Annotated in this window: 25 protein-coding genes; 11 read left to right on the top strand and 14 right to left on the bottom strand. The window is 71.9% G+C overall.

From position 1 onward, the window contains the following. The first annotated feature begins 27 nt into the window (after window positions 1-27). On the top strand, window positions 28-1,017 hold the full coding sequence (locus tag ACFXKZ_RS16255) for a sigma-70 family RNA polymerase sigma factor (protein WP_380000806.1): 990 nt from the start codon (window positions 28-30) through the stop codon (window positions 1,015-1,017). Here ACFXKZ_RS16255 and ACFXKZ_RS16250 read toward each other — a convergent pair. Further along, on the bottom strand, window positions 928-1,359 hold the full coding sequence (locus ACFXKZ_RS16250; RefSeq protein WP_380000804.1) for an STAS domain-containing protein: 432 nt from the start codon (window positions 1,357-1,359) through the stop codon (window positions 928-930). The genes ACFXKZ_RS16255 and ACFXKZ_RS16250 overlap by 90 nt on opposite strands. A 177-nt stretch (window positions 1,360-1,536) precedes the next feature. On the opposite strand from ACFXKZ_RS16250, the gene ACFXKZ_RS16245 reads away from it, so the two are divergent. Beyond that, a complete protein-coding gene (locus ACFXKZ_RS16245) occupies window positions 1,537-2,352 on the top strand; it encodes an SAM-dependent methyltransferase (protein WP_380000802.1) in 816 nt (271 codons plus the stop codon). Between the two features lie 345 nt (window positions 2,353-2,697). Then, window positions 2,698-3,078: a hypothetical protein gene (locus tag ACFXKZ_RS16240; RefSeq protein ID WP_380000800.1), complete on the top strand. Its 381-nt coding sequence runs from the start codon at window positions 2,698-2,700 to the stop codon at window positions 3,076-3,078. A 258-nt stretch (window positions 3,079-3,336) separates the two neighbouring features. Here the strand turns inward: ACFXKZ_RS16240 and ACFXKZ_RS16235 are convergent, their stop codons facing one another. Further along, complete coding sequence (locus ACFXKZ_RS16235) at window positions 3,337-3,858, bottom strand: hypothetical protein (RefSeq protein ID WP_380000798.1); 522 nt, start codon at window positions 3,856-3,858, stop codon at window positions 3,337-3,339. A 154-nt stretch (window positions 3,859-4,012) separates the two neighbouring features. Further along, the gene (locus tag ACFXKZ_RS16230; RefSeq protein ID WP_380000796.1) at window positions 4,013-5,386 is read right to left on the bottom strand and encodes a CoA transferase; all 1,374 of its coding nucleotides are present in this window, start codon (window positions 5,384-5,386) and stop codon (window positions 4,013-4,015) included. 197 nt (window positions 5,387-5,583) lie between these two features. On the opposite strand from ACFXKZ_RS16230, the gene ACFXKZ_RS16225 reads away from it, so the two are divergent. Then, window positions 5,584-5,937 (top strand): hypothetical protein, encoded by a 354-nt coding sequence (locus ACFXKZ_RS16225; RefSeq protein WP_380000794.1) that lies wholly within the window; start codon window positions 5,584-5,586, stop codon window positions 5,935-5,937. Window positions 5,938-5,959: 22 nt separating this feature from the next. On the opposite strand, the gene ACFXKZ_RS16220 is transcribed toward ACFXKZ_RS16225, so the two are convergent. After that, a complete protein-coding gene (locus tag ACFXKZ_RS16220; RefSeq protein WP_380000792.1) occupies window positions 5,960-6,766 on the bottom strand; it encodes an enoyl-CoA hydratase/isomerase family protein in 807 nt (268 codons plus the stop codon). 99 nt (window positions 6,767-6,865) lie between these two features. Between ACFXKZ_RS16220 and ACFXKZ_RS16215 the strand changes: the two genes are divergently transcribed. After that, on the top strand, window positions 6,866-7,330 hold the full coding sequence (locus tag ACFXKZ_RS16215) for a DUF4442 domain-containing protein (protein ID WP_380000790.1): 465 nt from the start codon (window positions 6,866-6,868) through the stop codon (window positions 7,328-7,330). 124 nt (window positions 7,331-7,454) lie between these two features. Next, window positions 7,455-9,686 (top strand): hypothetical protein, encoded by a 2,232-nt coding sequence (locus ACFXKZ_RS16210; protein ID WP_380000788.1) that lies wholly within the window; start codon window positions 7,455-7,457, stop codon window positions 9,684-9,686. 29 nt (window positions 9,687-9,715) lie between these two features. On the opposite strand, the gene ACFXKZ_RS16205 is transcribed toward ACFXKZ_RS16210, so the two are convergent. The 3 genes from ACFXKZ_RS16205 to ACFXKZ_RS16195 form a co-directional block, all read right to left on the bottom strand. Further along, window positions 9,716-10,180, bottom strand: coding sequence for a hypothetical protein (locus ACFXKZ_RS16205; protein WP_380000786.1), 465 nt, complete (start codon window positions 10,178-10,180; stop codon window positions 9,716-9,718). Window positions 10,181-10,291: 111 nt separating this feature from the next. Further along, window positions 10,292-10,882 carry a hypothetical protein gene (locus ACFXKZ_RS16200; protein ID WP_380000784.1) on the bottom strand — a complete coding sequence of 197 codons (591 nt, stop codon included), beginning with the start codon at window positions 10,880-10,882 and terminating at the stop codon, window positions 10,292-10,294. Further along, window positions 10,879-11,601 carry a DUF3558 family protein gene (locus ACFXKZ_RS16195; RefSeq protein WP_380000782.1) on the bottom strand — a complete coding sequence of 241 codons (723 nt, stop codon included), beginning with the start codon at window positions 11,599-11,601 and terminating at the stop codon, window positions 10,879-10,881. The genes ACFXKZ_RS16200 and ACFXKZ_RS16195 overlap by 4 nt, the downstream gene beginning before the upstream one ends. 137 nt (window positions 11,602-11,738) lie before the next feature. Here ACFXKZ_RS16195 and ACFXKZ_RS16190 point away from each other — a divergent pair, with 137 nt between their 5' ends. Continuing rightward, on the top strand, window positions 11,739-12,485 hold the full coding sequence (locus ACFXKZ_RS16190) for an NDP-sugar synthase (protein ID WP_380000780.1): 747 nt from the start codon (window positions 11,739-11,741) through the stop codon (window positions 12,483-12,485). Between the two features lie 193 nt (window positions 12,486-12,678). Here the strand turns inward: ACFXKZ_RS16190 and ACFXKZ_RS16185 are convergent, their stop codons facing one another. Together ACFXKZ_RS16185 and ACFXKZ_RS16180 are read right to left on the bottom strand one after the other, a co-directional pair. Continuing rightward, window positions 12,679-13,188 (bottom strand): MarR family winged helix-turn-helix transcriptional regulator, encoded by a 510-nt coding sequence (locus ACFXKZ_RS16185; protein ID WP_380000778.1) that lies wholly within the window; start codon window positions 13,186-13,188, stop codon window positions 12,679-12,681. A gap of 194 nt (window positions 13,189-13,382) precedes the next feature. After that, on the bottom strand, window positions 13,383-14,582 hold the full coding sequence (locus tag ACFXKZ_RS16180) for a DegT/DnrJ/EryC1/StrS family aminotransferase (RefSeq protein ID WP_380000776.1): 1,200 nt from the start codon (window positions 14,580-14,582) through the stop codon (window positions 13,383-13,385). Window positions 14,583-14,700: 118 nt separating this feature from the next. Between ACFXKZ_RS16180 and ACFXKZ_RS16175 the strand changes: the two genes are divergently transcribed. Continuing rightward, window positions 14,701-15,636, top strand: a complete 936-nt coding sequence (locus ACFXKZ_RS16175) for an aldo/keto reductase (RefSeq protein WP_380000774.1) — start codon at window positions 14,701-14,703, stop codon at window positions 15,634-15,636. Beyond that, entirely contained in the window at window positions 15,633-16,409 is a 777-nt protein-coding gene (locus ACFXKZ_RS16170) for a FadR/GntR family transcriptional regulator (RefSeq protein ID WP_380000772.1), read from the top strand. Before ACFXKZ_RS16175 ends, ACFXKZ_RS16170 begins: the two co-directional genes overlap by 4 nt. Window positions 16,410-16,780: 371 nt before the next feature. Here ACFXKZ_RS16170 and ACFXKZ_RS16165 read toward each other — a convergent pair whose 3' ends face one another. The 3 genes from ACFXKZ_RS16165 to ACFXKZ_RS16155 are packed head-to-tail and all read right to left on the bottom strand — an operon-like array spanning window position 16,781 to window position 20,219. Beyond that, the gene (locus tag ACFXKZ_RS16165; RefSeq protein WP_380000770.1) at window positions 16,781-17,527 is read right to left on the bottom strand and encodes a succinate dehydrogenase/fumarate reductase iron-sulfur subunit; all 747 of its coding nucleotides are present in this window, start codon (window positions 17,525-17,527) and stop codon (window positions 16,781-16,783) included. Next, window positions 17,524-19,500, bottom strand: coding sequence for a fumarate reductase/succinate dehydrogenase flavoprotein subunit (locus ACFXKZ_RS16160; protein ID WP_380000768.1), 1,977 nt, complete (start codon window positions 19,498-19,500; stop codon window positions 17,524-17,526). The genes ACFXKZ_RS16165 and ACFXKZ_RS16160 overlap by 4 nt, the downstream gene beginning before the upstream one ends. A 5-nt stretch (window positions 19,501-19,505) precedes the next feature. Then, on the bottom strand, window positions 19,506-20,219 hold the full coding sequence (locus ACFXKZ_RS16155; protein WP_380000766.1) for a succinate dehydrogenase cytochrome b subunit: 714 nt from the start codon (window positions 20,217-20,219) through the stop codon (window positions 19,506-19,508). An 88-nt stretch (window positions 20,220-20,307) separates the two neighbouring features. Between ACFXKZ_RS16155 and ACFXKZ_RS16150 the strand changes: the two genes are divergently transcribed. Further along, complete coding sequence (locus ACFXKZ_RS16150; RefSeq protein WP_380000764.1) at window positions 20,308-21,234, top strand: LysR family transcriptional regulator; 927 nt, start codon at window positions 20,308-20,310, stop codon at window positions 21,232-21,234. A gap of 18 nt (window positions 21,235-21,252) precedes the next feature. Here the strand turns inward: ACFXKZ_RS16150 and ACFXKZ_RS16145 are convergent, their stop codons facing one another. Next, a complete protein-coding gene (locus ACFXKZ_RS16145) occupies window positions 21,253-21,702 on the bottom strand; it encodes a PaaI family thioesterase (protein WP_380000762.1) in 450 nt (149 codons plus the stop codon). A 69-nt stretch (window positions 21,703-21,771) separates the two neighbouring features. On the opposite strand from ACFXKZ_RS16145, the gene ACFXKZ_RS16140 reads away from it, so the two are divergent. Next, the gene (locus tag ACFXKZ_RS16140) at window positions 21,772-22,503 is read left to right on the top strand and encodes a TetR/AcrR family transcriptional regulator (protein WP_380000760.1); all 732 of its coding nucleotides are present in this window, start codon (window positions 21,772-21,774) and stop codon (window positions 22,501-22,503) included. Window positions 22,504-22,900: 397 nt separating this feature from the next. On the opposite strand, the gene ACFXKZ_RS16135 is transcribed toward ACFXKZ_RS16140, so the two are convergent. After that, window positions 22,901-23,476 carry a TerD family protein gene (locus tag ACFXKZ_RS16135; protein WP_020548622.1) on the bottom strand — a complete coding sequence of 192 codons (576 nt, stop codon included), beginning with the start codon at window positions 23,474-23,476 and terminating at the stop codon, window positions 22,901-22,903. Between the last annotated feature and the right edge of the window lie 144 nt (window positions 23,477-23,620).

Genomic DNA, 23,620 nt, shown 5'->3' with positions numbered 1-23,620 from the left:
TGAAGCCCCAATCCGCGGGAGATTTCGATGAGTGACCTGGTCGCGACGGACGGCGCCGACGTGGTCGAGGAGCAGTTCGAGCCGTTTCGGGTCGAGCTCACCGGCTACTGCTACCGGATGCTGGGCTCGGTCTTCGAGGCGGAGGACGCGGTCCAGGACACCATGGTCCGCGCCTGGAAGAGCTTCGACCGCTTCGAGGGCCGCTCGTCGGTGCGCTCGTGGTTGTACCGGATCGCCACCAACGTGTGCCTCGACAGCCTCAACGGGCGCGAGCGCCGGGCCCGCCCGATGGACCTGTCCTCGCCGGTGCCCGCCTCCTCCGCGCTGACGCCGGCCCGACCCGAGGCCACCTGGATCGAGCCGATCCCCGACGGCCGGGTCGTGCCGAGCGTGGCCGACCCGGCCGAGGTGGCGGTCGCGCGCGAGAGCGTACGACTGGCCTTCGTCGCCGCGCTCCAGCACCTGCCTCCGCGCCAGCGCGCGGTGCTGATCCTGCGCGAGGTGCTGGCCTGGAAGGCGAGCGAGGTGGCCGAACTGCTCGGCAGCTCCGTCGCCTCGGTCAACAGCGCGTTGCAGCGCGCCCGGGCCGCGCTCGCCGAGAACGAGGTCACTGCGACCGACCCGGTGCGGCCGATGGACGAGGAGCAGCAGTCGCTGCTCGCCCGCTATGTGGACGCCTTCGAGCGCTACGACCTCGACTCGCTCACCGCCCTGCTGCGCGAGGACGCGACCTTGTCGATGCCGCCGTACGAGCTGTGGCTGCGCGGGCACGCCGACATCCGCGAGTGGTTCCTGGGCACCGGTATAGGTTGCCGGGGTTCGCGCCTGGTCCCGATCGTGGCCAACGGCACGCCCGGCTTCGGCCAGTATCGCCCCAGCGGTCCCGGCGGCAGCTTCGAGCCGTGGGCGCTGCAGGTCATCGAGATCTCAGAGGGGCAGATCATCGGCCTCAACTCGTTCCTGGACGTGCCACACCTGTTCCCGCTGTTCGGCCTCCCGGCGACACTCGACGCGTAGCCCCGCCGCCCTCGGACCGGCCGGGACGATCTCGTCCAGGCCGGTCAGGGTGAGCAGGTCGCGCAACTCGCCCGACGCGCCGCGCAGATGGATGCATCGGCCGAGTCCGCGCGCGGTCAACTGGAGGCGGGCCAGCGCCTCGATCACGGCCAGGTCCGGGCGGACCAGGGCGCTCACGTCACACGGGAAGGGGTCGGCCCGCTCGCGGTGGAGCAACTCGACCAGGCGCGCACACAGGCCGGGCACATCCGCGCGGGTGAGCGGGGCGTACACGGTCAGTGCGGCGACGGGCTGCGAGGCGGCTGGTTCGGCTGATTCGGGTGGTGCGGGTGGTTCGACCATCGACGACCTCCTGTGACGACGCTGTACCCGGTTATGACCGTTGCGCCGGCCAAAACTCATCACGGGCCGTGGGCCCGGGGCCGTGCGGCGAGTGCGAAGGTTCGGTCAAATCCCTTGTGAAGTGGTCGGTTTCGGTGTCGTAGGCTGACGCCGTACCGACTTCGAGGGGATGACACGTTGTCCGAGCAGGACTGGGCGCCCACCGGGATCGACATCAGTCGTCCCCATCCCGCCCGTGTGTACGACTACCACATCGGCGGCAAGACCAACTACCCGGTCGATCGTGAGCTGGCGGAACGGTTCATCGCGGTCGCCCCTCAGACCTCGGTCACCGCCCTCGACAACCGGGCCTTCCTCGGGCGCGCGGTCCGCTACGCGGCAGAGCAGGGCATCGACCAGTTCCTCGACATCGGCACCGGGATCCCCGCGCCGGGCAATACGCACGAGGTGGCCCAGGAGATCGTGCCCTCGGCCCGGGTGGCCTACGTGGACAACGACCCGATCGTGCTCGCGCACGCCCGCGCGTTGATGCCCGCCACCGATCGGGGCCGAACCACGTTCACCATGGGCGACGTGCGCGAGCCGGAAAAGATCCTGGCCGCCCCCGAGGTGCGCGAGGTGATCGACTTCGACCGCCCGGTGGGGCTGCTCCTGGTGGCGATCCTGCACTACGTGGCGGACGCCGAGGACCCGGCGGGCATCGTGAACCGACTGCTCGACGCGGTGCCTTCGGGCAGCCTGCTGATCGCCTCGCACACCACGTCGGACTTCCTGCCGCCGATCTCGGCGGAGCGAGTGCTGGAAATCAACGACGACGCCGAGTTCATGCTGCCACGCCCACACGCCACGATCGCCGGCTACCTGACCGGCGTCGACCTGGTCGAACCCGGCCTGGTCCAGGCCCCGTTGTGGCGCCCGGAGGAAGGCACCGACCTCTCGCCCGAACGCCTGTCCCAGTCCTGGATCTACACCGCGGTCGGCCGCAAGGCCTGACCATCGGGCACTTCGCGCCGGCCCGCGGGATGCCGAAGCCCCGCCCGAACCGGCCGACCTTCCCCAACCCTGACGCCACGTGGCGAGGGCACCACCATGGCCCCGAGCGTCGGTACGACACCGGCGGGTAACGCCCTGCGCCGGTGCCGGCGGAGGCCGAGCCGCCGCGTGTCAACCTCCCCATGTGTAGGTACCGCGGGTCGCCTGCCACTGGTGAGGCTGGGTTCGACCGGTGCAAGGCGACGCTCGCGAGGCCACCAGGCGGTCCGCGTCCGCTCGTCGCGGATGTCCGGCACAGCCGAACATCCGAAATGCCGGCACGAACCGACCCGAAGGAGACCTGTCATGTTCGTCAGGAAGCTCGCGCTGTTGGCCACCGCGTGTGCCACGACGCTGAGCGTGGGGCTCGCCGTCGCGCCGTCGTCGAGTGCTGTGGCGGCGACGCCGACCACGGCCGTTGCCGAGTCGGCGCGGCCGGCGGCAGCGGCTTACCCCTGCTGGGCCTACACGTTCGTCGACTGGGGGGTACCCACCGCCGGTTCGCAGTGCAAGTCCGGCACGGTGAGCTGGCAGCACCGTGTGGTTGCGACGTTCCACAAGGCCGGGGTGGGCACCGAAACACATGCGGGTCCGTGGGTGGGCGGGAACTCGAAGTCCTATGTGAGTGTCGGCTACAACTGGTTCGTCACAGACCTCCACGTCGAACAGGAACTCGGCAGCAACTGACCGGCCGCGGTGGAAAACTCCGGTCTCCGAGACCTGTTCTCGGGGCCGGAGTTCGCCGTTACGGGCGGCGTGCGAGCAACGCCGCCGCGCTGTTCCGTTTCGCGCTGCGCGATCGGTGACCGGCTTCGGGCCCGCGAACACGGCGGTACGCAGACGCCGACGGCGCCGAACGACTGTGGGCGGTGAACGTGCCCGCCCACCACGGCGGTGGGCGGGCGGGCGGTGCGGTGGGTTGGATGTGGTTCCGGCGTCGGGGAGTTACCGCGACGGGGCCGGTGGGAGGGCGTCCGCGACTGCGGCGATCAGGGCGCGGAGGAGGGGGGTTTCGTCGATCCAGGCGACCGCGTCGCCGCGGCGGCGGGGGTCGGCGTCGGCGCGGATCGCCGCCGCGTTGCGCTGAAGCCAGACGGCGGCGTTGGCGCAGTGGTACGGGTGCATGTCGGCGATCTCCAGCACGTCGCCGCCCGCGGTGGTCCAGGTCAGCTCCTGGTCCAGGAGCGCGGCCCACGCGCCCTTGCGGTGCCGGCCGCGGGCGATCAGCGCCTGACGTCCGGCGCGGGTGATGCCCATGTTCCGGCCGCGCAGCGGTACTTCGGTGCCGAGGCGGACCAGTCGGCCGCGCTGGAGGGTGGCCAGGGTGCGCAGCGAGATGCCGGGTGCGCCGGGCCGCCCGCCGTCGGGGTGGGTGCGCACGGTCCTGGTGTCGATCCGGGTCAGGGCCCGGCGCACGGTCGCGGGTTTCACGGGGGTCAGCCGGGTCATGGTGTTGATCGTGGACATGGAGGATCCTCCTCTGCGTCGAGCCGCGGCGGGTCGGCCGCGGTGGCGCTCAACCCATGCGTCAAGCATCCCATCCGGCACCGACACCGGGCCCGCCGCGACCTGCCCGTATGTGTGACCAAGTCCGGCTCTCGGGACGGGAGTTGCCGCCGGGTCAGGTGGGTCGCCAGACCGGTTCGGCACCGCCCCACGGGGTCGGCGGGTGCGGCCACGCGGCGGGCAGGCCCGGGAGTTCGAACGGCGGTCGCGCGTGGGCGAGTCGGCCGATCGCGGTGTCGGTCTCGCCGAGGTGCGGCGCCGGGTCGAAGGGTTCGGCGACCTCGGGTTCGCCGGGCGTGTACCCGGACATCAGCCAGTGCGCGGTCCGGGCGAGGGCGAGGTCGATCCGGCTGCCCCGCCGGCTCGCCCGGCGTTGGCTCAGCGCGCGCAGTACGGCCGCGGCGAGCAGGTAGCCGGTGGCCCGGTCGAGCACCTGGGTGGGCAGCGCGCCCGGGTTCGGGTCCGCGCCGGCCTCGATCCGGGCGATCCCGCACGCGCCTTGGACCAGGCTGTCGAAGCCGCGCCGGTTCACCCACGGGCCGGGCCCCCAGGCGTTGAACGCGGCGGTGATCAGGCCGGGGTGTCGGGCGGCCAGGGTGTCGTGGTCCAGGCCGAGCGCGGCCATCGCGTCGGTGCGGTATCCGGTGATCACCACGTGTGCGCCGGCGAGCAGTTCGTCGAAGCGGGCCCGGTCGCCGTGCTCGCGCAGGTCGAGCAGCGTGGAGCGTTTGCCGAACGCGTTGTCCCAGTATTCGCCGGGGTTCTCCGGCAGGTGCGGGGAGTCCACGCGCAGGACGTCGGCGCCGAGGTGGGCAAGGGTGCGGGTGCCGGTGGGGCCGGCGAGGACCCGGGTGAGGTCGAGGATGCGGACCCCGGCGGCGGGCGCGACCGCGGGCCCGGCATGCCACGGGTCGCCGACGTCGGTGGGGGCGAGGTCGAGCAGCGGCAGGGCGGCGACGGCGGCGCCCTGCGGGTGGGCGGCCCATTCGGCGGGTTCGCGAACCGCGAAGCCCAACGCGCCGTGTGCCGCGAGCAGGTCCTCGATCTCGGCGCCGGTGCGCTTGGCCAGGGCGTCGATCGCCGCGGCCGGGGTGTCCACGCCGAGCGCGGTGAACGCGGCGGCGCGGTGGTGCGGGTAGTTCCCGTGCAGGCGCACCCAGCCGTCGGCGCAGCGGTGGAAGCGGGAGAGCGGGTGCATCGACACCAACGGTTGCCCGGCCAGGCGCAGCCGGCGGTCGCTGCTCACCGCGACGGCCGCGGCCCGGCTGTCCACGACCACCGGCGCGGGGTCGGATCCGCCTCGGGCGAGGCCGAGTTCGCGGGCGGCCAGGGCGGCGGCGCCGATCGACGCCTGGGCGAGCGCGGTCACCGGCAGGGCGGAGGACAGCGTGTGGGCGGGGCCGGTGAAGGTGATGTGCGCGCGGTCGGCGGGATCGCCGCCGAGGGCGCGCCAGGCCTGGTCGAGGAATTGCGCGGGGGTGCTACGCATCGAGACCTCACAGTTCGGCGAACTTCAAAGCCTTGGGTTGCCTGTTCGAGGCGTCCCGAGGGCAAACTAGCGGGTCGACCGTCTCCGAGCGTGGCCGCGTCCGCACTGTGGGCGGCCGGGCAAACCTTTGGTCACTCGTTTGTGTAGGGGTTGTGCGGTTTGCCCCCTGGGGGTGGACCGTATTCGAGACTCGGGGCATGAGGCGGATCTGGGGTGGCGACGGCGATTCGGGGCTCGGGCCCCACGACGCCCTGCTCAAGGACGCCCGGTTGAGTGTGTCGGCCCGCGGCCTGGCCGTGTATCTGTTGCTGCTGCCCGACGGGGCCCGGCCCGATCCCCGGGTGCTGGGTTCGCGCCCGGGAGAGAGCGTGGCGTCGATCGCGGGCCGTCTGGACGAGTTGGCGGAGGCGGGCTATCTGACCCGCACCGCCGCGGGGCGCGACGCGCGTGGCGTGGTACTGGAGCAGGTGCGGCTCGCGGCGAATCCGGGCGAGCACGCGGCGGCGGCCGGCCGGGTGTTCCGGTGGCCGGTGCCGGGCCCGCCCTGGTGAGGTGCGAGTCGCCGCTCGCGGCTCACATGTCTCGCCACACGGGCGCGCGGCGTTCGCGGAAGGCGACGGCGGCCTCGGTCATGTTGCCGGTGAAGGTGCCCAGGACCTGGGTGCGGTTCTCCAGTTCGATCTGTTGGCGCAGCGAGGCGGCGCCGATCCCGGACCACAGGCCCTTCTTGGTCATCCAGACGCCGTATTCGCTGTTGGCCGCGATCGCGCGGGCCAGGTCGAGGGCGGCGGACACGTGTGCGCCCGCCTCGGTGCGGGCGTTGAGCAGGCCGTACCGGTCGGCTTCGGCGGCGTCGAAGTGGCGTCCGGTGAGCATCAGTTCGGCGGCCCGGGTGGGGCCGACCAGGCGCGGGAGCAGGTAGCTGGTGCCGACGTCGGCGGAGGACAGGCCGACCTTGATGAACACCGAGCCGAAGCGGGCGCTCTCGTCGGCCACGCGCAGGTCGCAGGCCAGCGCCAGGGCCAGTCCGCCGCCCACCGCCGCGCCGTGTACGGCCGCGATCACCGGCTTCTCGCATTCGTGGACGGCCAGGATCATCTCGGACAGGTGTTCCTGCGAGCGGTAGACGTGTCCGACCGGGCCGCGGTCCTCGGCGTCGGGCGCGTGGTCGGGGTCGCCGGACAGGTCGGCGCCCGAGCAGAAGCCGCGCCCCTCGCCGGTCAGTACGATCGCGCGGATCCCGCGCTCGCGGTGCAGTGCGCCGAAGGCCGTCTTCACGTCCGCGACCATGGTTGCGGACAGGGCGTTGAGGCGGTCCGGGCGATTGAGGCGGACCACGGCGAGGCGGGGTTCGGGGTATTCGACGCGCACGTATTTCATGTGACTCAGTCAAGCAGATCGGCCCGGCCGAGGAAACGGTCGCGCATCGGGTGCGAGGTGCCGTCCCCGACGAAGTTACCTGCGGGTAGCATCGCGCCCATGAGCGAATCGACGATCGACTTCGATGCCGTCGCCGAGGGCCTGCGCGCCTCGGTGCCCTTCGTACGCACCCTCGGCCTGGAGTTCGTGGAACTCGCCGCCGACCGGGCGGTGCTGCGCCTGCCGGACGAGCCCGCGCACCACAACCACATCGGCGGCCCGCACGCGGGCGCGATGTTCACCCTCGCCGAGTCCGCCTCCGGCGCCATCGTGATCGCCGCGTTCGGCGACCAACTGGGCCGGGCCACCCCGCTCGCGGTGGACTCCACCATCCGCTACCTCAAGGTCGCGCGCGGCCCGGTGCTGGCCGAGGCCCGGCTCGGCCGCCCCGCCGCCGAGGTGATCGCCGAACTGGACGCGGGCACCCGACCGGAGTTCGTGGTGGCGATCACCATTCGGGACGAGGCGGGCGTGACCACCGCGGAGATGACCGTCACCTGGACGCTGCGCCCGCACCGCGCGTAAGTCCCGCACACTCGGGCAGGCAAGGCCCCGTACCCGGTCGGGAAGATCCCGATCACGTGCTTGCTTCGGGTTGGTGATGATTTCCTATCGTACTGAGACGACCGGTCCCATCGTGGTGGGCAAGGTGTCCCGTCGAGTCCGGGCCCGCGACGCCTGGCTGCGGTGGCGCCGGGTGTGGCGGGCCCTGCTGACCGCGCTGGTGGTGCTGTCCGTCACGGTGATCACCGGGCTCGGGGTCGCCCGGACCACCGTGCTCTCCGCGGACTGGTACGACGGCGTGTTCGAACGCGAACACGCGTACGACCGGCTCTACGACGAGGTCCTGGTCGACCCGCGGCTCGCCGGCGTGCGCAACGACCTGCTCGGCCGGTTGCCGATACCGCCCAACCAGGTCACCGCCAACCTGCGCCTGGCGCTGCCGCCGTCCACGCTGCGCGGCATGGTCCGGGTGCAGGTCGGCCACATCGTCGGCTACCTGCGCGGCGACGAGCGCGAGTTGCGGCTGAGCGTCGACCTCAAACCGGTGATCAACAACCTCGGCAAGGCCGCCGACGTCTACGTCGGCGACCTCACCGGCGACGTGCCCCGGGTGACCCAGGACAATGCGCCCGCGCTCGTGGACAACGTCTCCAAGGCCCTGGACGCGCTGGCCCAGGGCCGACCGCCCGAGGCGCTGCCCGCGCTGAACCTGGACCCCGCGGCGGCCCCCGAGGTGGCCGACCTGATCCTGGCCCGGCTGCCGGTCGAGGCGCGCGAGCCGATCCGCGGGCAGGTGGTGGCCTCGCTGCGCGCCGACGACCTCGGCGGGGTGCTGGTCGCCGTCGTCCCGGTGATCTTCGGCGAGAAGGTGCGCCAGGCCCAGCTGGGCCTGACCGGCCTGTCGCACGGCGGCAACTGGGACCTGACCCTGGACCTGCGCGCGGACCGGGCCAAGCAGAGCGAGATGCGGCTGGGCCAGCTCGAACAACTGCGCGCGATGACCGTGTTCGGGCTGGGCCGGCTGCTGATCGCGGCCGCCGTCACCGCGCTGCTCGGCCTGGTGCTGCTGTGGTGGACCGGCCCCACGCGCGGCGCGGCCCGGTTGCGGCTGCCGGCCCTGGCGTTGGCGGGCGGCGGGCTGCTCGCGGGGGTGGGTTGCCTGATCGGCTGGGGCCTGCTGCCGCACGTGGTGCCGGAGAACCGCGACGGGTGGGCGCCCTCGGTCACCCGGCTCACCGGCGACCTCCAGGAGGCGGCGGCGCGGGACCTGGTCGGGGTGTGGCTGGCCGCCGCCGCGGTGCCGCTGGTGTTCGGCGGGGTCACCTTCGGCGCGGTCGCACTGTGGGAGCGGCACCGGCACCGGCGGGCCGCGCCGGTGCGCCACACCACCCGCCGCGTGCTCACCACCGGCGCGGCGGTGGCCGCGGCCGGGGCGCTGGCGCTGACCGTCTTCGTCCCGGTGCCCACCTCCGGCTCGAAGTCGCACGCCAAACGCTGCAACGGGATGACCGAGCTGTGCAATCGGCGCTACGACCAGGTCGCCTACCTGGCCACGCACAACTCGATGTCCTCGACCGCGGCGCGCTTCCTCAGCCCGCTCCAGGACGCGGACATCGTCACCCAACTCGACGCGGGCGTGCGGGGCCTGCTGGTGGACTCCTACACCTGGGAGGCGCCCGAGGAGGTGGCGGGCCGGCTTGCCGAGTCGGACCTGGACCCCGACTCGCGCCGGATCATCGCCGGGGTGGTCAACGACGTCGCCCCGGCCCGACCCGGGTTGTGGTTCTGCCACTCGGTGTGCCGGGGCGGCGCGCTGCCGATGGTGGAGACGTTGCGCGCGGTGGGGCAGTGGATGGATCGCAACCCGCAGGAAGTGGTCACCCTGATCGTGCAGGACGCGATCAGCGCCCAGGCGACCGAATGGGCCTTCCACGAGGCCGGGTTGGACCGACTGCTGTACACCCCGGCCGCGGATCCGAGCGAACCGTGGCCCACCCTCGGCACGATGATCGACCGCGGCCGACGCCTGGTGGTCTTCGCCGAGCGTGCCGACGGACCCGCCCCGTGGTACCGCAACTTCTACCGCTACGGCATGGAGACGCCCTACGAGTACGCGAGCCCGACCGAGATGAACTGCCTGCCCAACCGCGGCGGTACCGACAAGCGGCTGTTCCTGCTGAACAACTTCGTCACCGCGACCGGCGGCAGCCGCACCGACGCCGCACAGGTCAACGCCCGCCCGTTCCTGCTGGATCGGGCCCGGCGGTGCGAGCGCGAACGCGGCGCGCCGGTGAACTTCGTCGCGGTCGACTTCGCCGGTATCGGCGACGCGAAGGGCGCGGTGGACGTGTTGAACATCACCCGGAAATCACACTGATGAACCGTCAATTTATCGACAGTCGGCGGTCAATAGGACAGGCCGTGCCCGGTCTCGAAGAGTGGTTCCGCGTCGGCCGGCAGCGCGTCGACCAGCCGGCCGGCCGGCGCGTAGCGGCCGAACACCACGTCGAGCACGCCCACGTCGTCGGCGCCCCTGGTGCCCAGCAACGCCGCGCAGTAGCCGACCAGATCGGCCACCGCGGCGGGGCGGTACAGGTCGATCACGGCCACCGTGGGCACCGATGCGGCGATGTCCACGATCCGGTCGAGTTCGCCGTCGGCGTGGTCCTCGGGCAGCCGCAGCAGGGCCACGTCTGCGTCGGCGACATCGCTCACCACGGTCGCGTAGCGGGCCGCGACGCCGATGTCCAGGTGCTCGGTGTACACGCGCAGTGCGTCGCGCAGCGGCAGAGCCGGGCCGCCGCTGGTGCTGATCCGCGAGCTGGTGCGGTTCGTGAGCAGCACGACGGCGTGCGGGTCCCGATCCGGCATGGGTGAGCCCTCCTCCTGGCCGCGGCACGCGCCGCCCTGACCCCGGACCCTACGCGGCGGGGACGACGCCTCGGGCACCAGGTTGCCGGCGCCTACCCAGATTCGGCCCGCTCAGCCCGCCGTCTCGAGCGCGGCCGCGGCGGTGCGGGCCAGTGCGACCAGGCGCTCGCGGTCGGCGGCGGGGACGGTGAGGTCGACCGCGACGACCAGGTCGCCGCGGGCCCGGGCGAAGGCCAGGCCCAGACCGCGGACGGGGTCCTGGTACAGCACCGCGGCCTCGGCGATCCCGGGCAGCGTCTCGCGCGGGCCGCCGCCGGTGGCCGACGAGCGCGCGGCGTCGACCGGTCCGCCGACCATCGCCTGGGGCAACTGCCCGACGGTGACGGTCAGTACCCGCCGCTCGCGCCCGTCCAGGTAGTCGCAGGTGCGGCCCGCGTCCGCGGGACGGGTGTGCACGGGGCCGATCGCCAGCACCTCCTCGACCCGGGTGAGCGAGAGCAGGTCGCAGCCGCTGCTCGGCGGCGCGTTGCCGGCCGACGCCGCCCGGGTGGGCCGGGGTGGGGCGCCCGCGGGATCGCCCGGTGTGGGGGTGGCCGAGGCCGCGTGTCGCGGCGCCGGATCGTCGCCGTCGCAACCGCCGAGCAGGCACGCCAGACCCACCACGGCCACCAGGCCGGCAGTGGATCCGACGCGCCCGGTCACACCCGGCCGATCATCGTCCGGGCGATCGTGGCCAGCACATCGGGCGGGACGTCCTTGTCGCTGCGGGTGACGTAGACGTCGGCGTTCAGGTAGGTGTCGCCCATGCGCTTCGTCCACACGACGCCGTTGGCGGTTGAGCCGCGGTAGGTGAAGGCCGCCTCGCCCACGCCGGCGAGCGCCACGGGGTTGTCGCTCGCGCCGATCGTGCCCTGCGCGGCCTGCTCGGCGGTGCTGTACCGGGGATCGCTGGTCGACATCATCACCGTCATCATGGACAGATCGCGCGCATCGCGGTAGTGGCAGAACGAACTGCTCGAACTGCGGGTTTTCTCGTTCACTTCGGCCTTGACCACCGGAAGCCCGATGAACGAGGCCACCTCCGCGACGGTGAGCAGCTTGCACGGGTCGTTCAGATAGGGCGCCGCGGGCCCGGTCGCGGGCGCGGCGGTGCTGCTCGACGACGAACTCGCGGACGCGCTCGGCGAGGACGACGTGCCGCCGGTGGGCGGCGCGGTGGTGCGGCGCGGCGGGCGGGTGGCGCTCTCGCTGGGGCGATCCGTGGGCCGCTCGCTCGCCCGGGGGCTCGACGCGGGCGGGCTCTCCAGCGCGCGCACGGTGTCCAGCGGGGATCGATTGTCGGTACCGCAGCCGGCCACCGCGCCGGCCGCGGCCAGGCCGAGGAATACCGCGACGCCTGCGCGGACGGTCCTGATGCGCACTTTGGTGTTCCCCCCGATATTCGAAGTGCAGTCGTCCATGAGATGAACCTAGGCCCCCGAGGGTTCCCGAACGAGCGGTACCTCCCTTGGCCGTGCCCGCGGACCCTGAGGCGACTCCCGCACGGGATAATGCGCCCATGACTTCCGCTCCACACTCGACCACCCATCCGGGGGCCCGCGCGGTGACGCAGGCCGTGATCCTCGCCGGCGGGCAGGGTTCACGGTTGCGCCCCTACACCGACGATCGGCCCAAGCCGATGGTGGAGATCCCGGGCACCGGTACCCCGATCATCGGGCATCAGTTGCGCTGGCTGGCCGCCGAGGGCGTGACCGACGTGGTGGTCTCCTGCGGACACCTCGCCGAAGTGCTGCAGGACTGGCTGAAGAGCGCCGAGTTGCCGGTGCGCGTGGTGACCGTGGTGGAGACCGAACCGCTGGGCCGGGGCGGCGGGTTGAAGTTCGCCGCCGCGGCGCTGCCGCGTCCGGACGAGCCGTGGTACGCCACCAACGGCGACATCTGGACCAGGTTCTCGCTCACCGAGATGGCCGCCTTCCACCACGAGCGCACCGCGCTGGCCACGCTCGCGCTGGCTCGGCCCAGGATTCCGTGGGGGGTGGTGGAGACCGACAAGTACGGGCACGTCCTGGACTTCATCGAGGCGCCGCCCTCGCCCTACCTGATCAACGCCGGCGTGTACGTGTTCGCGCCCGAGTTCACCGCACTGCTGCCCGACGTGGGCGACCACGAGCGCACCACGTTCCCGGGCCTGGCGCGGGCGCAGAAGCTGGCCGGGTTCCCGATTCCGCAGGGTGCCTACTGGCGGGCGATCGACACCGCCAAGGATCTGTCGGAGGCGGCCCGGGAGTTGCGCGCCGAGGGCTGAGCCGGCGCGCGGTACTGCGTCGGAACGGGTCCGGCCCCGGTCGCGATGGCGACCGGGGCCGGACTCTTCTCCCCGGCAATGTCGGCGGTTTCCTCCGGTGGTGAGTGTGTGGTTCGGGATCTCGTCGCGCTTCCCGTGACCCCCGCGGCCACGGGTTTGGGCGGTTTCGAGTTACCGCTTCAAGGCCGCGGAATCAGGACGTGATGCCCGCTCGCGCACCCGGGTTGGCGGTGTCGCGCACCACCCGGAGGCCGTCGAGGAGGCCGTCGAGCTGACCGTCGGCCAGCGGATCCAGTAGCCAGGTCTGGATCAGTTCGACGTGTCCGGGCAGGACACCGCCGATCCGGTCGGCGCCGTCGCGGGTGAGCACCGCGAACAGGGCCCGGCGGTCGGTGGGACAGTTCTCGCGGGCGACCAGTCCTTCCTTTTCCAGGCGGTCCACCACTCGGGTCACCCCTGAGGTGGACAGCGACGTCTGTGCGGCGAGATCGCTCATCCGCAGGCGCTGCTCCGAGGACCGGGCCAGGCGGACCAACACGTTGAAGTCCACCGTGGACAGACCGTGCTCGCCCAGTTGCGGGCTGAGACGGTCCATCAGGCCGGTGTAGACCTCCACGAGCAGGCCCATCGCGGTGATGCGGGGGTCGTCGAAGGGTGTGGTCGTCGAAGGGGTGGGGGATGCGGCTCTCGGGGGAGTGTGCATCCGTCCATCATAGCCAGTAGTTGACAAGTGGAATATGTCAGCTAAATATGTTGTTCAGGTCGATATCCTCAGAACAACTAAACCGTCCACGAGGGCGAGGCGATCCGGCAGGAGGGCCGAGGCCCGGATGCCGGCACACGCGAGGGCGGGGCCGGGTGCGACGCGCACCCGGCCCCGCCCTTCGCCGCGCTGTTTCAGCGGCTCGCCAGGAACGCGTCGACCTGCTCGTGGATGTAGGCCACGTCGCCGGCGTCCATCCGGTGGTTCATCGGCACGATCAGCGCGCGCTCCATCACCCGGTCCGCGTGGGGGTAGCCGGCCGGGTCGGCGCGGTGCACGATGTCCTTGAAGCCGGGCTGGCGCAGGATGTTGCCCGACCACACGGTGCGCGTGGACACCCCGCGCCGCTCCAGCCAGGACTGCATCTCGCCCCGGCTGAACGGGACGTCGTCGTTCAGCAGGATCGGGAAGTTGAGCCAGCCCGTCTCCAGGCCCTCGGTCTGCCTCGGCGCGGTGAACTCAGGCCGGGCGTCGAAGTAGGCGTGATGGGCCGCGAAATGCTCCCGACGGGTGGCCAGGAAGCGGGGCAGCTTGGCGAGTTGGGCCAGACCGAATGCGGCGCCGAGCTCGGACGGCTCGAAGTTCCAGCCGATCTCGTCGAAGATGAACAGGTTGTCGTACAGGACGCCGTCGATCTCCTCGAAGAAGTCGCGATTGCCGCGCTTGGAGCCGAACAGCTGCACCTCGCTGCGCCGACCCCAGCGGCGCAGCAGCAGGCCGCGGTCGCGCAGCTCCTCGTCGTCGGTGAGCACCATGCCGCCGTTGCCGGCGCAGGTGATGATGTGCGACATCGCGAAACTGGTCACCGAGATGTCCGAGCGGGTGCCGGTGGGCGTGCCGCGCAGGGTGGCGCCGAGAGCGTCGCAGGAGTCCTCGACCACCTTGAGGCCGTGCCGGTCGGCGATCGCCCGGATGGTGTCCCAGTCGGGGGCGTTGCCCGCGAGGTTGGGGGTCAGGATGGCCCGGGTGCGCGGGCCGATCAGCGCTTCGATCCGGGCCGGGTCGATCTGGTAGGTGTCCGGCTCGACGTCGACGAGCACGGGCACCAGGCCCGCCTTGACCATCGGCGCGATGTCCGTGGAGAAGGTCAGCGTGGAGGTGATGATCTCGTCGCCGGGCGACAGGCGCAGCAGTTCGATCGCCAGATACAGCGCGGAGGAACCCGAGTTGCACATCAGGCCGTTGCGCTTGCCGAACAATTCCGCGACGCGCGACTCCATGGCCGCGACGTTGGCGCCGATGCCCATCGCCGAGGGGGGTCCGTTCAGAACCGCCAGCATGGCGTCGATCTCGGCTTGGTCGTGCACGCTGCCGGCGTACGGGATCTTGCGCATGAGTGTGCCTACCCTCGTGGTGGTGCCGCGATCGCGGGCGTGACTGACGGTGTGTCAGATAGCGAGGTGTCATAGCTATCATGGCTATGATGGGCGGACAAGACGACGGGAGCAGAGCGTGCGATACACCACGGTGGGCAAGTCGGGTCTGAAGGTCTCCGCGATCGGCCTGGGCTGCAACAACTTCGGCATGCGCATCGATCAGGGCGGCGCCGACAAGGTGGTCGGCGCGGCGATCGAGGCGGGCGTGACCCTGTTCGACACCGCCGACGTCTACGGCGGGGGGCAGTCGGAGGTGCTGCTCGGCAAGGCGCTGGGCAGTCGCCGCGACGACGTGGTGGTGGCCACCAAGTTCGGCGCCAAGGTGGCCGAGGGGCCGTACGGTCGGGGCTCCTCGCGCCGGCACGTGGTGCGCAGTTGCGAGGCGAGCCTGCGGCGTCTGGGCACCGACCACATCGACCTGTACTACCAGCACTACGCCGACCCCGACACCCCGATCGAGGAGACGCTGGGCGCGCTCGACGACCTGGTCCGGGCGGGCAAGGTGCGCTACGCGGGTACGTCCAACCTGACCGCGTGGCAACTCGCCGACGCCGCGCACCTGGCCGGCGGTACCCGGTTCGTCGCCGCGCAACTGGAGTGGAGCCTGCTCGAGCGCACCATCGAGCGGGAACTGGTGCCCGCCGCACGGCACTTCGGCGTCGGCGTGATCCCCTACTTCCCGCTCGCCTCCGGTCTGCTGACCGGCAAGTACCGGCGCGGCGAGGCGTTTCCCGAGGACAGCCGGTTCGGCGCCATCCCGCGCTTCGCGCAGGCGGTGGCCACGGACGAGAACTTCGCCGTCGTGGAACGGCTCACCGACTACGCCGAGGGGCAGGGGCTGACCCTGCTCGAACTCGCCCTGTCCTGGCTCGCCGCGCAGCCCGAGGTGGCCTCGGTCCTGGTCGGCGCGACCCGCCCCGAACAGATCGCGGCCAACGCGGCGGCGGTCCGCGAGCTGACCCCGACCCAGGTCGCGAAGGCGGCCGAACTGGCCGTGGCGGTACCGGCGTGAACCCCGCGGCGCAGCCGGTCCGCGCCGGCACCGAACGGTCCCTGCACAATGCCGGCATCGCGGACGAACTGGCCCGCCGGCTGCGCCGCCGGATCCTGGACGGCCCGCTCCGGGACGGCGACATGCTGCCCAAACAGGACGACCTGATCGCCGAGTTCGGCGTCGGGCGCACCACGCTGCGCCAGGCGTTTCGGATCCTGGAGACCGAGGGTCTGATCACCGTCAAGCGCGGCAACACCGGCGGGGCGGTGGTACACGTCCCGCAACCGGCCGACGCCGCGCACATGTTCGGCATGGTCATGCACGCGCGCCAGGTCCGGCTGGACGACCTGGCGCAGGCGCTGCGGCGACTGGAGCCGGTGTGCGCGGCGCTGTGCGCGGCACGGCCGGATCGGGCCACCGAGGTGGTGCCGTGGCTGCGCGAGGTGCACGCGCGGATGGAGCGGGCCGTGGCGGACGGGCCGGCGTTCATCCGGGCGGCGCGCGACTTCCACGAGGCGCTGGTGCTGCTGTGCGGGAACGAGACGATGAAGATCCTGCTGGGCGCGGTCGAGGTGTTGTGGGCGCAGCAGGAACAGGAGTGGGCCCGGGACGCGTTGGCCGACACGGGTGAGCGGGTGCGACGCGCGGGACTTCGCGAACACGAGCACCTGATCGCGCTGATCGAGGCCGGCGACGAAACCGAGGTCTACCGCGAATCGGTCCGCCACCTGGAAGCCGCCCAGGACTACCCCCTCAAATCCCACTCCGCGACCCCGATCACGTCCCCGTAACCGACCGGGCGCATCCCCCGCGACCCCTCGGCGCCCTCATACACCGGCGGGCCCGGTCACCTCGAACGCCGGCCGGGCCAAGCCGGGTTGTGGTCGGGACCGAAGTACCGCTGCGCGGCCGGACATGCGCATCCTCCGCGCCGGCCGCCAGGCACTGATCGCCTGCGGCCGGCGCCGCAAGGACCGAACCCACCGCCTGCTCAACACCCCGGTGGGCGGGCACCTGCGACGTGGTCGAACATCGCCACCTCGCCGTGGAACAACCAGAAATCGGTTCCCGGCAACGTCAGTACGGCGGCCTGGTCCCGCGCCGGCGAGGCCGGCAACCTGCGCGAACACACACGCGAGTGCCGGCCCGAGCCCGACGCCGGTCAGCGGCCCCGCCACGTGGCGCCGAGGACGTCGGCGTTGAAGCGGCCGATGACGCCCAGGGGGATGCCCTTCGGACAGACCGCCGTGCATTCGCCCGTGTTCGTGCAGCCGCCGAAGTCCGCCTCGTCGTGGGCGTGGATCATCGCGTCGACCCGGGTGTCCTGTTCGACCTTTCCCTGGGGGAGCAGGCCCAGGTGGGTGGCCTTGGCCGCGGTGAACAACATCGCCGAGCCGTTCGGGCACGCCGCCACGCAGGCCCCGCAACCGATGCAGGTCGCGGCCTCGAACGCGGCGTCCGCGTCCGCTTTGGGGATCGGCGTGGCGTGGGCCTCGGGCGCCGATCCGGTGGGCGCGGTGACGTAGCCGCCCGCCTCGATGATCCGGTCCAGGCCGCTGCGGTCCACCACCAGGTCCTTGACCACCGGGAAGGCCGCGGCGCGCCACGGTTCGACGTCGATGCTCTGTCCGTCCCGGAAGTGGCGCAGGTGCAACTGGCAGGTCGTGGTGGCCTTCTGTGGCCCGTGCGGTACCCCGTCGATGACCAGGCTGCACGCCCCGCAGATGCCCTCGCGGCAGTCGTGGTCGAACGCCACCGGCTCCTCGCCCGACTCGGTGAGCCGTTCGTTGAGCACGTCGAGCAGTTCCAGGAACGACATGTCGGCCGACGCGTCGGGCACGTCGTAGGCGACCATGCCGCCCCGGTCCTCGGGACCCTTTTGGCGCCAGATGCGCAGGGTGAGCTTCATGCGTAGTTCCTCGTGGCCAGGGTGACGTTGTCGAAGGCGAGTCGTTCGCGGTGCAGGACCGGCGGGCCGTCCGTGTACTCCCAGGCGGCGACGTAGGCGAACAAGTCGTCGTCCCGCGCCGCCTCCCCGCCCGGGCTCTGGTGCTCGGCGCGGAAGTGGCCGCCGCAGGACTCCTCGCGGTGCAGCGCGTCCAGGCACATCAGTTCGGCCAACTCCAGGAAGTCGGCCACCCGGCCGGCCTTCTCCAGCGACTGGTTCAACCCCGCCCCGCTGCCCGGCACCCGCAACCGCGCCCAGAACTCGGCCCGCAACTCGGGGATCCGCGCCAGCGCCTCGCGCAGCCCGGCCGCGTCGCGCTCCATCCCGCACTTCTCCCACATCAGCAGGCCCAACTCGCGGTGGAAGTGGTCGGCGGACAGGTCGCCGTCGACCGCGAGCAACCGCTTGACCCGGTCCTGGACGCCCTGTTCGGTCGCCACCACCTCCGGATCGTCCGCGTCCACCGCCCCGAACGGCCCCGCCGCCAGGTAGTGGGTGAGCGTGGTCGGCAGCACGAAGTAGCCGTCGGCCAGCCCCTGCATCAGCGCCGAGGCGCCCAGTCGGTTCGCGCCGTGGTCGGAGAAGTTGGCCTCGCCGACCACGAACAGCCCCGGGATCGTGGACTGGAGGTCGTAGTCGACCCACAGGCCGCCCATCGTGTAGTGCACGGCCGGGAAGATCCGCATCGGCACGGTGTAGGGGTCCTCGCCGGTGATCCGCTCGTACATCGCGAAGAGGTTGCCGTACTTCTCCTCGACCGTCGCCGCGCCCAAACGCTCGATGGCGTCGGCGAAGTCGAGGTAGACACCGAGTCCGCCCGGACCCACCCCGCGCCCCTCATCACAGACCCGCTTGGCCGCGCGCGAGGCGATGTCGCGCGGGACGAGGTTGCCGAACGCCGGATACATGCGCTCCAGGAAGTAGTCCCGCTCCGCCGCCGGGATCGCGCCCGGCGCGCGGGTGTCGCCGCCGGCCACCGGCACCCACACCCGACCGTCGTTGCGCAGCGACTCGCTCATCAGGGTGAGCTTGGACTGGTGCGCGCCGGAGACCGGGATGCAGGTCGGGTGGATCTGGGTGAAGCACGGGTTGGCGAACAGCGCGCCGCGCCGATGCGCCCGCCAGATCGCGCTCGCGTTGCACCCCATCGCGTTCGTGGACAGGAAGTACGCGTTGCCGTAGCCGCCGGTGGCCAGCACCACGGCCTCGGCCAGGTGGGTGGACACCTCGCCGGTGGCCAGGTCGCGCACCACCACGCCGCGCGCCCGCCCGTCGACCACCACCAGGTCCAGCATCTCGGTGCGTGCATGCACGGTGACATTGCCAGCCGCGACCTGGCGTGACATCGCCTGATACGCGCCGAGCAACAACTGCTGACCGGTCTGCCCACGCGCGTAGAACGTCCGGGAGACCTGGGCCCCGCCGAACGAGCGGGTGTCGAGCAGACCGCCGTAGTCGCGCGCGAACGGCACACCCTGGGCCACGCACTGGTCGATGATCTGCGTACTCAACTCCGCCAGCCGGTGCACGTTGGACTCGCGGGCGCGGAAGTCGCCGCCCTTGATCGTGTCCTTGAACAGCCGGGCCACGCTGTCCCCGTCGCCCCGGTAGTTCTTCGCGGCGTTGATCCCACCCTGCGCGGCGATGCTGTGCGCCCGGCGCGGCGAGTCCTGGTAGCAGAACGAGACGACCGGGTGGCCGAGTTCGGCCAGCGTTGCGGCGGCGGAGGCACCGGCCAGGCCGGTACCGACCACGATCACCGGCAGTCGGCGCCGGTTGGCCGGGTTGATCAGCCGCGCGCCCAACCTGCGCTGCTCCCAGCGTTCGGCCAACGGGCCCTCGGGCGCGGCGTGGTCGGCGATCTCGGCGCCGACGGTGTACCGCGCGTACTCGCCGGGCCCGGTGTGCTCGCTGCCTTCGATGTGCTCGGTCATCTCGTTCACCCCACGATTCCGACGGTCACGGCGAACGGCACGGACAGGAATCCGGCCGTCATCAACACGGCGTAGCCGGTCGCGACGCAACCCATCAGCCGTTCGGTGCCCGGCCGTTGCCGGCCGAGGGTGCGGGTCATGCTCCACACGCCGTGGCGCAGGTGGAATCCGACCGCCACCACGGCGACCGTGTAGATCGCGGTGATGTACCAGTGTTCGAAGTCGGCGGTGACGTTGGTGTACGGCTTGCCGGCGGCGCCGGTCGGGTTGGCCACCCCGACGGTCAGGTCGAGCAGGTGGTAGACCACGAACAGGGCGATGATCACGCCGCCCCAGCGCATCGTGCGGGCGGCGTAGGAGCCCTGCACGGGCGGGCGGTGTACGTACTTGACCGGCCGGGCCCGCCTGGCCCGGCGGGTGAGCAGGATCGCCATCGCCATGTGCACGACCACGCTCACGGTCAACCCGACGCGAATGATCCACAGGGTGCCCTCGTGCGGCACCAGCGGCTCGCCGATGGTGCGCAGCCAGTGCGCGTAGTGGTCGAAGCTCGACTCGCCGAAGAAGATCTTCAGATTGCCCAGCATGTGGGCGGTCAGGTAGGCAAGGAGCACGGCACCGCTGAGCGCCATCGCGATCTTCATCGTCACGGTGGAGCGGTGCGACGCTCCCTGCCTGCGCCGTCCGGCGGAGCCGGGAGCGCGGGTCAGGGTCGCCATGTCGTCGACGGTAGGGGGATTGAGGTCATGCCGTCCAAGATCGGAAATGCCTTGTTTCGATAGCCGCAGGCTATGCAAGGCTTGATCCATGCAGTTCCAGCAGCTCGTCTATTTCGTCGCAGTCGCCGAGACCCGGCACTTCACCCGCGCGGCGGCCCGTACGCACGTCGCGCAGCCGTCGTTGTCCAAGCAGATCCGGGCCCTGGAGCACGAGTTGGGGGCCGAGTTGTTCACCCGGGTGCGGGGCAACATCGCGCTCACCCCGGCGGGGGAGCGGCTGCTGCCGATCGCGCGGCGGATCCTGGCGGATGTGGACGTGGCCCACCTGGAGGTGGCCGAGCTGGTCGGGCTGCGCTCGGGGCGGGTCCGGATCGGGGCCACGCCGTCGTTGTCGGCGAGTCTGCTGGCCGAGGTACTGCGCAGTTTCCAGGACCGCTACGCCGGGATCCGGCTGCTCGTCGACGAGAACGGCTCGCGCGATCTGGTGCGCGCGCTGCTGCGCGGCGATCTGGACCTGGCGCTGATCGTGGTGCCGCCGCAGGGGGTCGGCGCGGCGCTGACCACCGAACCGCTGCTGCGCGAGGACCTGGTGCTCGCGGGCCGCCCGCCGGTGGCCGGCCCGGCCGTGCCGATCGCGGCGCTGCGGGGGGTGCGCCTGGTGATGTTCCGGGACGGCTACGACCTGCGCGAGGCGACCCTGACGGCGTGTCACGAGGCGGGGTTCGAGCCGGAGTTCGCGATCGAGGGCGGCGAGATGGACGCGGTCCTGCGGTTCGTCGAGGTGGGGTTGGGGCCGGCCATCGTGCCGAGCATGGTGCTGGCCGGGCGGCCCGGCCTGACCGCGACGCCGCTGGCCCCGCCGGGCCTGTCCCGCACCATCGCGCTCGCGCATCGCAGCGACGCCGCGCTCACCCACGCCGCGCGGGCGTTTCGGGAGGAGCTGGTGGCGTTCCTGACCCCCGAGCGACTGCCGGCGGGGGTCGAGCGGATCGGGCGGGCGACCCCGGGCGGGTGACGCCCGCCGAAGGCGGTCTCAGTCGAGCGCCATGACCAGGCACGTCGTGGTCGCCGTCGCGAGCACCCGGCCCCGGTCGTCGGTGAGTTCGGCCTCGGCGGTGCGGATGGTGCGCCCCCGGTGTACGACCCGGCCCTCGGCGCGCAGCGTGCTGCCGTCCAGCGGGCCCGGGCGCAGGTAGCGCACGGAGATGTCGAGCGAGGTGTAGCCGGTCGCGGGCGGCAGCGTGGTGTGCACCGCGCAGGCCATCGCCGAGTCGAGCAGCGTGGCGGCGATGCCGCCGTGCATGGTGCCGATCGGGTTGGCGAACTCGGGTCGCGCGCTCGCGCTGAAGACGACCCGGCCGTCCTCGACCTCCTCGGGCGTCATCCCGATGAACGGGCCGATCCCCGTGGGCATGCCGTGGTCCCGCAGGGCCAGCAGCTGTTCCAGACCGGTCGGTCCCGTGGTCGACGACATAGTGCTCATCCCGAACCCCTCACCTGAGTTGACGTTGTCAAGTTGACAACGTCAACTCGCCGGCTGTCAACTGGGGGCGTGCCCGACACCCGGCGATCCCGCGCCCGCGCCCGACCCGGCGACGGGGCGCTGCTGCGCGGCGAGATCCTGGCGGCCGCCACCGCCCTGCTCGACGAGGCCGGCGACGAGTCCGCGCTGACGCTGCGCGCGGTGGCCGCCCGCGCCGGGGTGACCACGCCCTCGGTGTACCTGCACTTCGCGAACAAGCGGGAGCTGGTCGACGCGGTGTGCCTGGCGGTCTGGGAGGACCTGGGGCGGCGGATGCGCGACGCGGGCGCGGGGATCGAGGATCCCTACCAGGCGATGCGTCGGCACGGCGCCGCGTTCGTCCGCTTCGGGCTCGAACACCCGGTGCAGTACCGCCTGTTGATGATGCGTCCGCGTTCGGGCGAGGAAGCCGAGTGGAGCGCGGCCGACGCGTGCCTGGACTGGGTCGGCGAGGCGATCCGGCCGTGTCTGGAGGCGGGCGTGCTGGTCGGCGACCCGACCCGGCTGGCGCTGCAGATGCTGGCCGCGCTGCACGGCCTGGTGGCGCTGTATCTGACCCGGCCCGACTATCCGTGGCCGGACGATGTGGAGACCATGGCCGACGAGGTGACCCGGATGGCGGGGCTCGGCTCGGCGCTGGCCGGGCGGCTGCGCGGCCCCGGACCGGCGCCCACCACCGGCGCGTTCACGGTGGCGTTCGATGCGCTCGCCGACCGGCTGCGGCGGCCGGATCCGGCCGCCGGGCCCGACGCGACGGCGTGAGGGCGGCGGGCCGCTCCCGAGGGGCAGGAGGGGAGACGGCCGCGCGTGCGACGGTCGAGGGTCAGCGACCCTTGCGCTTGTCCGCCTGCTTCTTCACCTTGTCGACGATCGACTTGACCTTGTCCGGGTTCTGCTTGGCGTAGTCGGTCGCCTTCTTGATCAGCTTGTCGAGACCGGCCATGACGCCCACTCCTTGTTCGTCGCGGGGCGATCGGGTCGCCCCGCCGTGGTTCGATGTTGCTCTGGTTCAGGATCAACCGCGGACCGGGGCGAATCGTTCCCTCGGGTCGATGCGTACCCCGAGCCCACGGCAGGGTCGCACCGAAAATCGGTGCGACCCTGCCGCGCGGCGTGTCCGCGGGCCGTGCCCGAGCGGATCCCCGGACGGGGAGCCGGCTCAGACGTTGACGCCGAAGTCCTTCGCGATGCCCGCGAGACCGGAGGCGTAGCCCTGGCCGACGGCGCGGAACTTCCACTCGTTGCCGTTGCGGTACAGCTCACCGAAGACCATCGCGGTCTCGGTGGACGCGTCCTCGGTGAGGTCGTAGCGCGCCAGTTCGTTGTTGTCGGCGCGGTTGACCACGCGGATGTACGCGTTGCGGACCTGGCCGAACGACTGGTCCCGGGCCACCGCGTCGTGGATGGAGACCGGGAAGACGACCCGCTGCACGTCGGCCGGCACCGAGGCCAGGTCGACGTTGACGGTCTCGTCGTCGCCTTCGCCCTCACCGGTGAGGTTGTCACCGGTGTGCTGGACCGAGCCGTCGGGGCTGGTCAGGTTGTTGTAGAAGACGAAGTGCAGATCGGACAGCACCCGACCGTCGTTGCCGAGCAGCAGCGCGCTCGCGTCGAGGTCGAAGTCCGCACCGGTCGTGCTGCGCGCATCCCATCCGAGACCCACCGCGACGGCGGTGAGGCCGGGCGCGGCCTTGGACAGGGATACGTTGCCGCCCTTGGCGAGACTGACTCCCATGGCAGTGCTTCCTTCCCTCGTGCATATTCGGGTACGGGCGGATCGGGTGATCACCGCGACGGCCGCCCACCGGGGTAAATCTACAGGAATGTAGAAGTCCGATGTGCGCCGCCGTGACGCGCGCATGACGCGCATCGTGCGATC

It is taken from the genome of Embleya sp. NPDC059237 (assembly GCF_042754105.1).
In the GTDB taxonomy this organism is placed as follows: Bacteria; Actinomycetota; Actinomycetes; order Streptomycetales; family Streptomycetaceae; genus Embleya.
The sequence above is the reverse complement of the archived record's forward strand: the minus strand, read 5'-3'. Positions and strand labels throughout refer to the sequence as shown.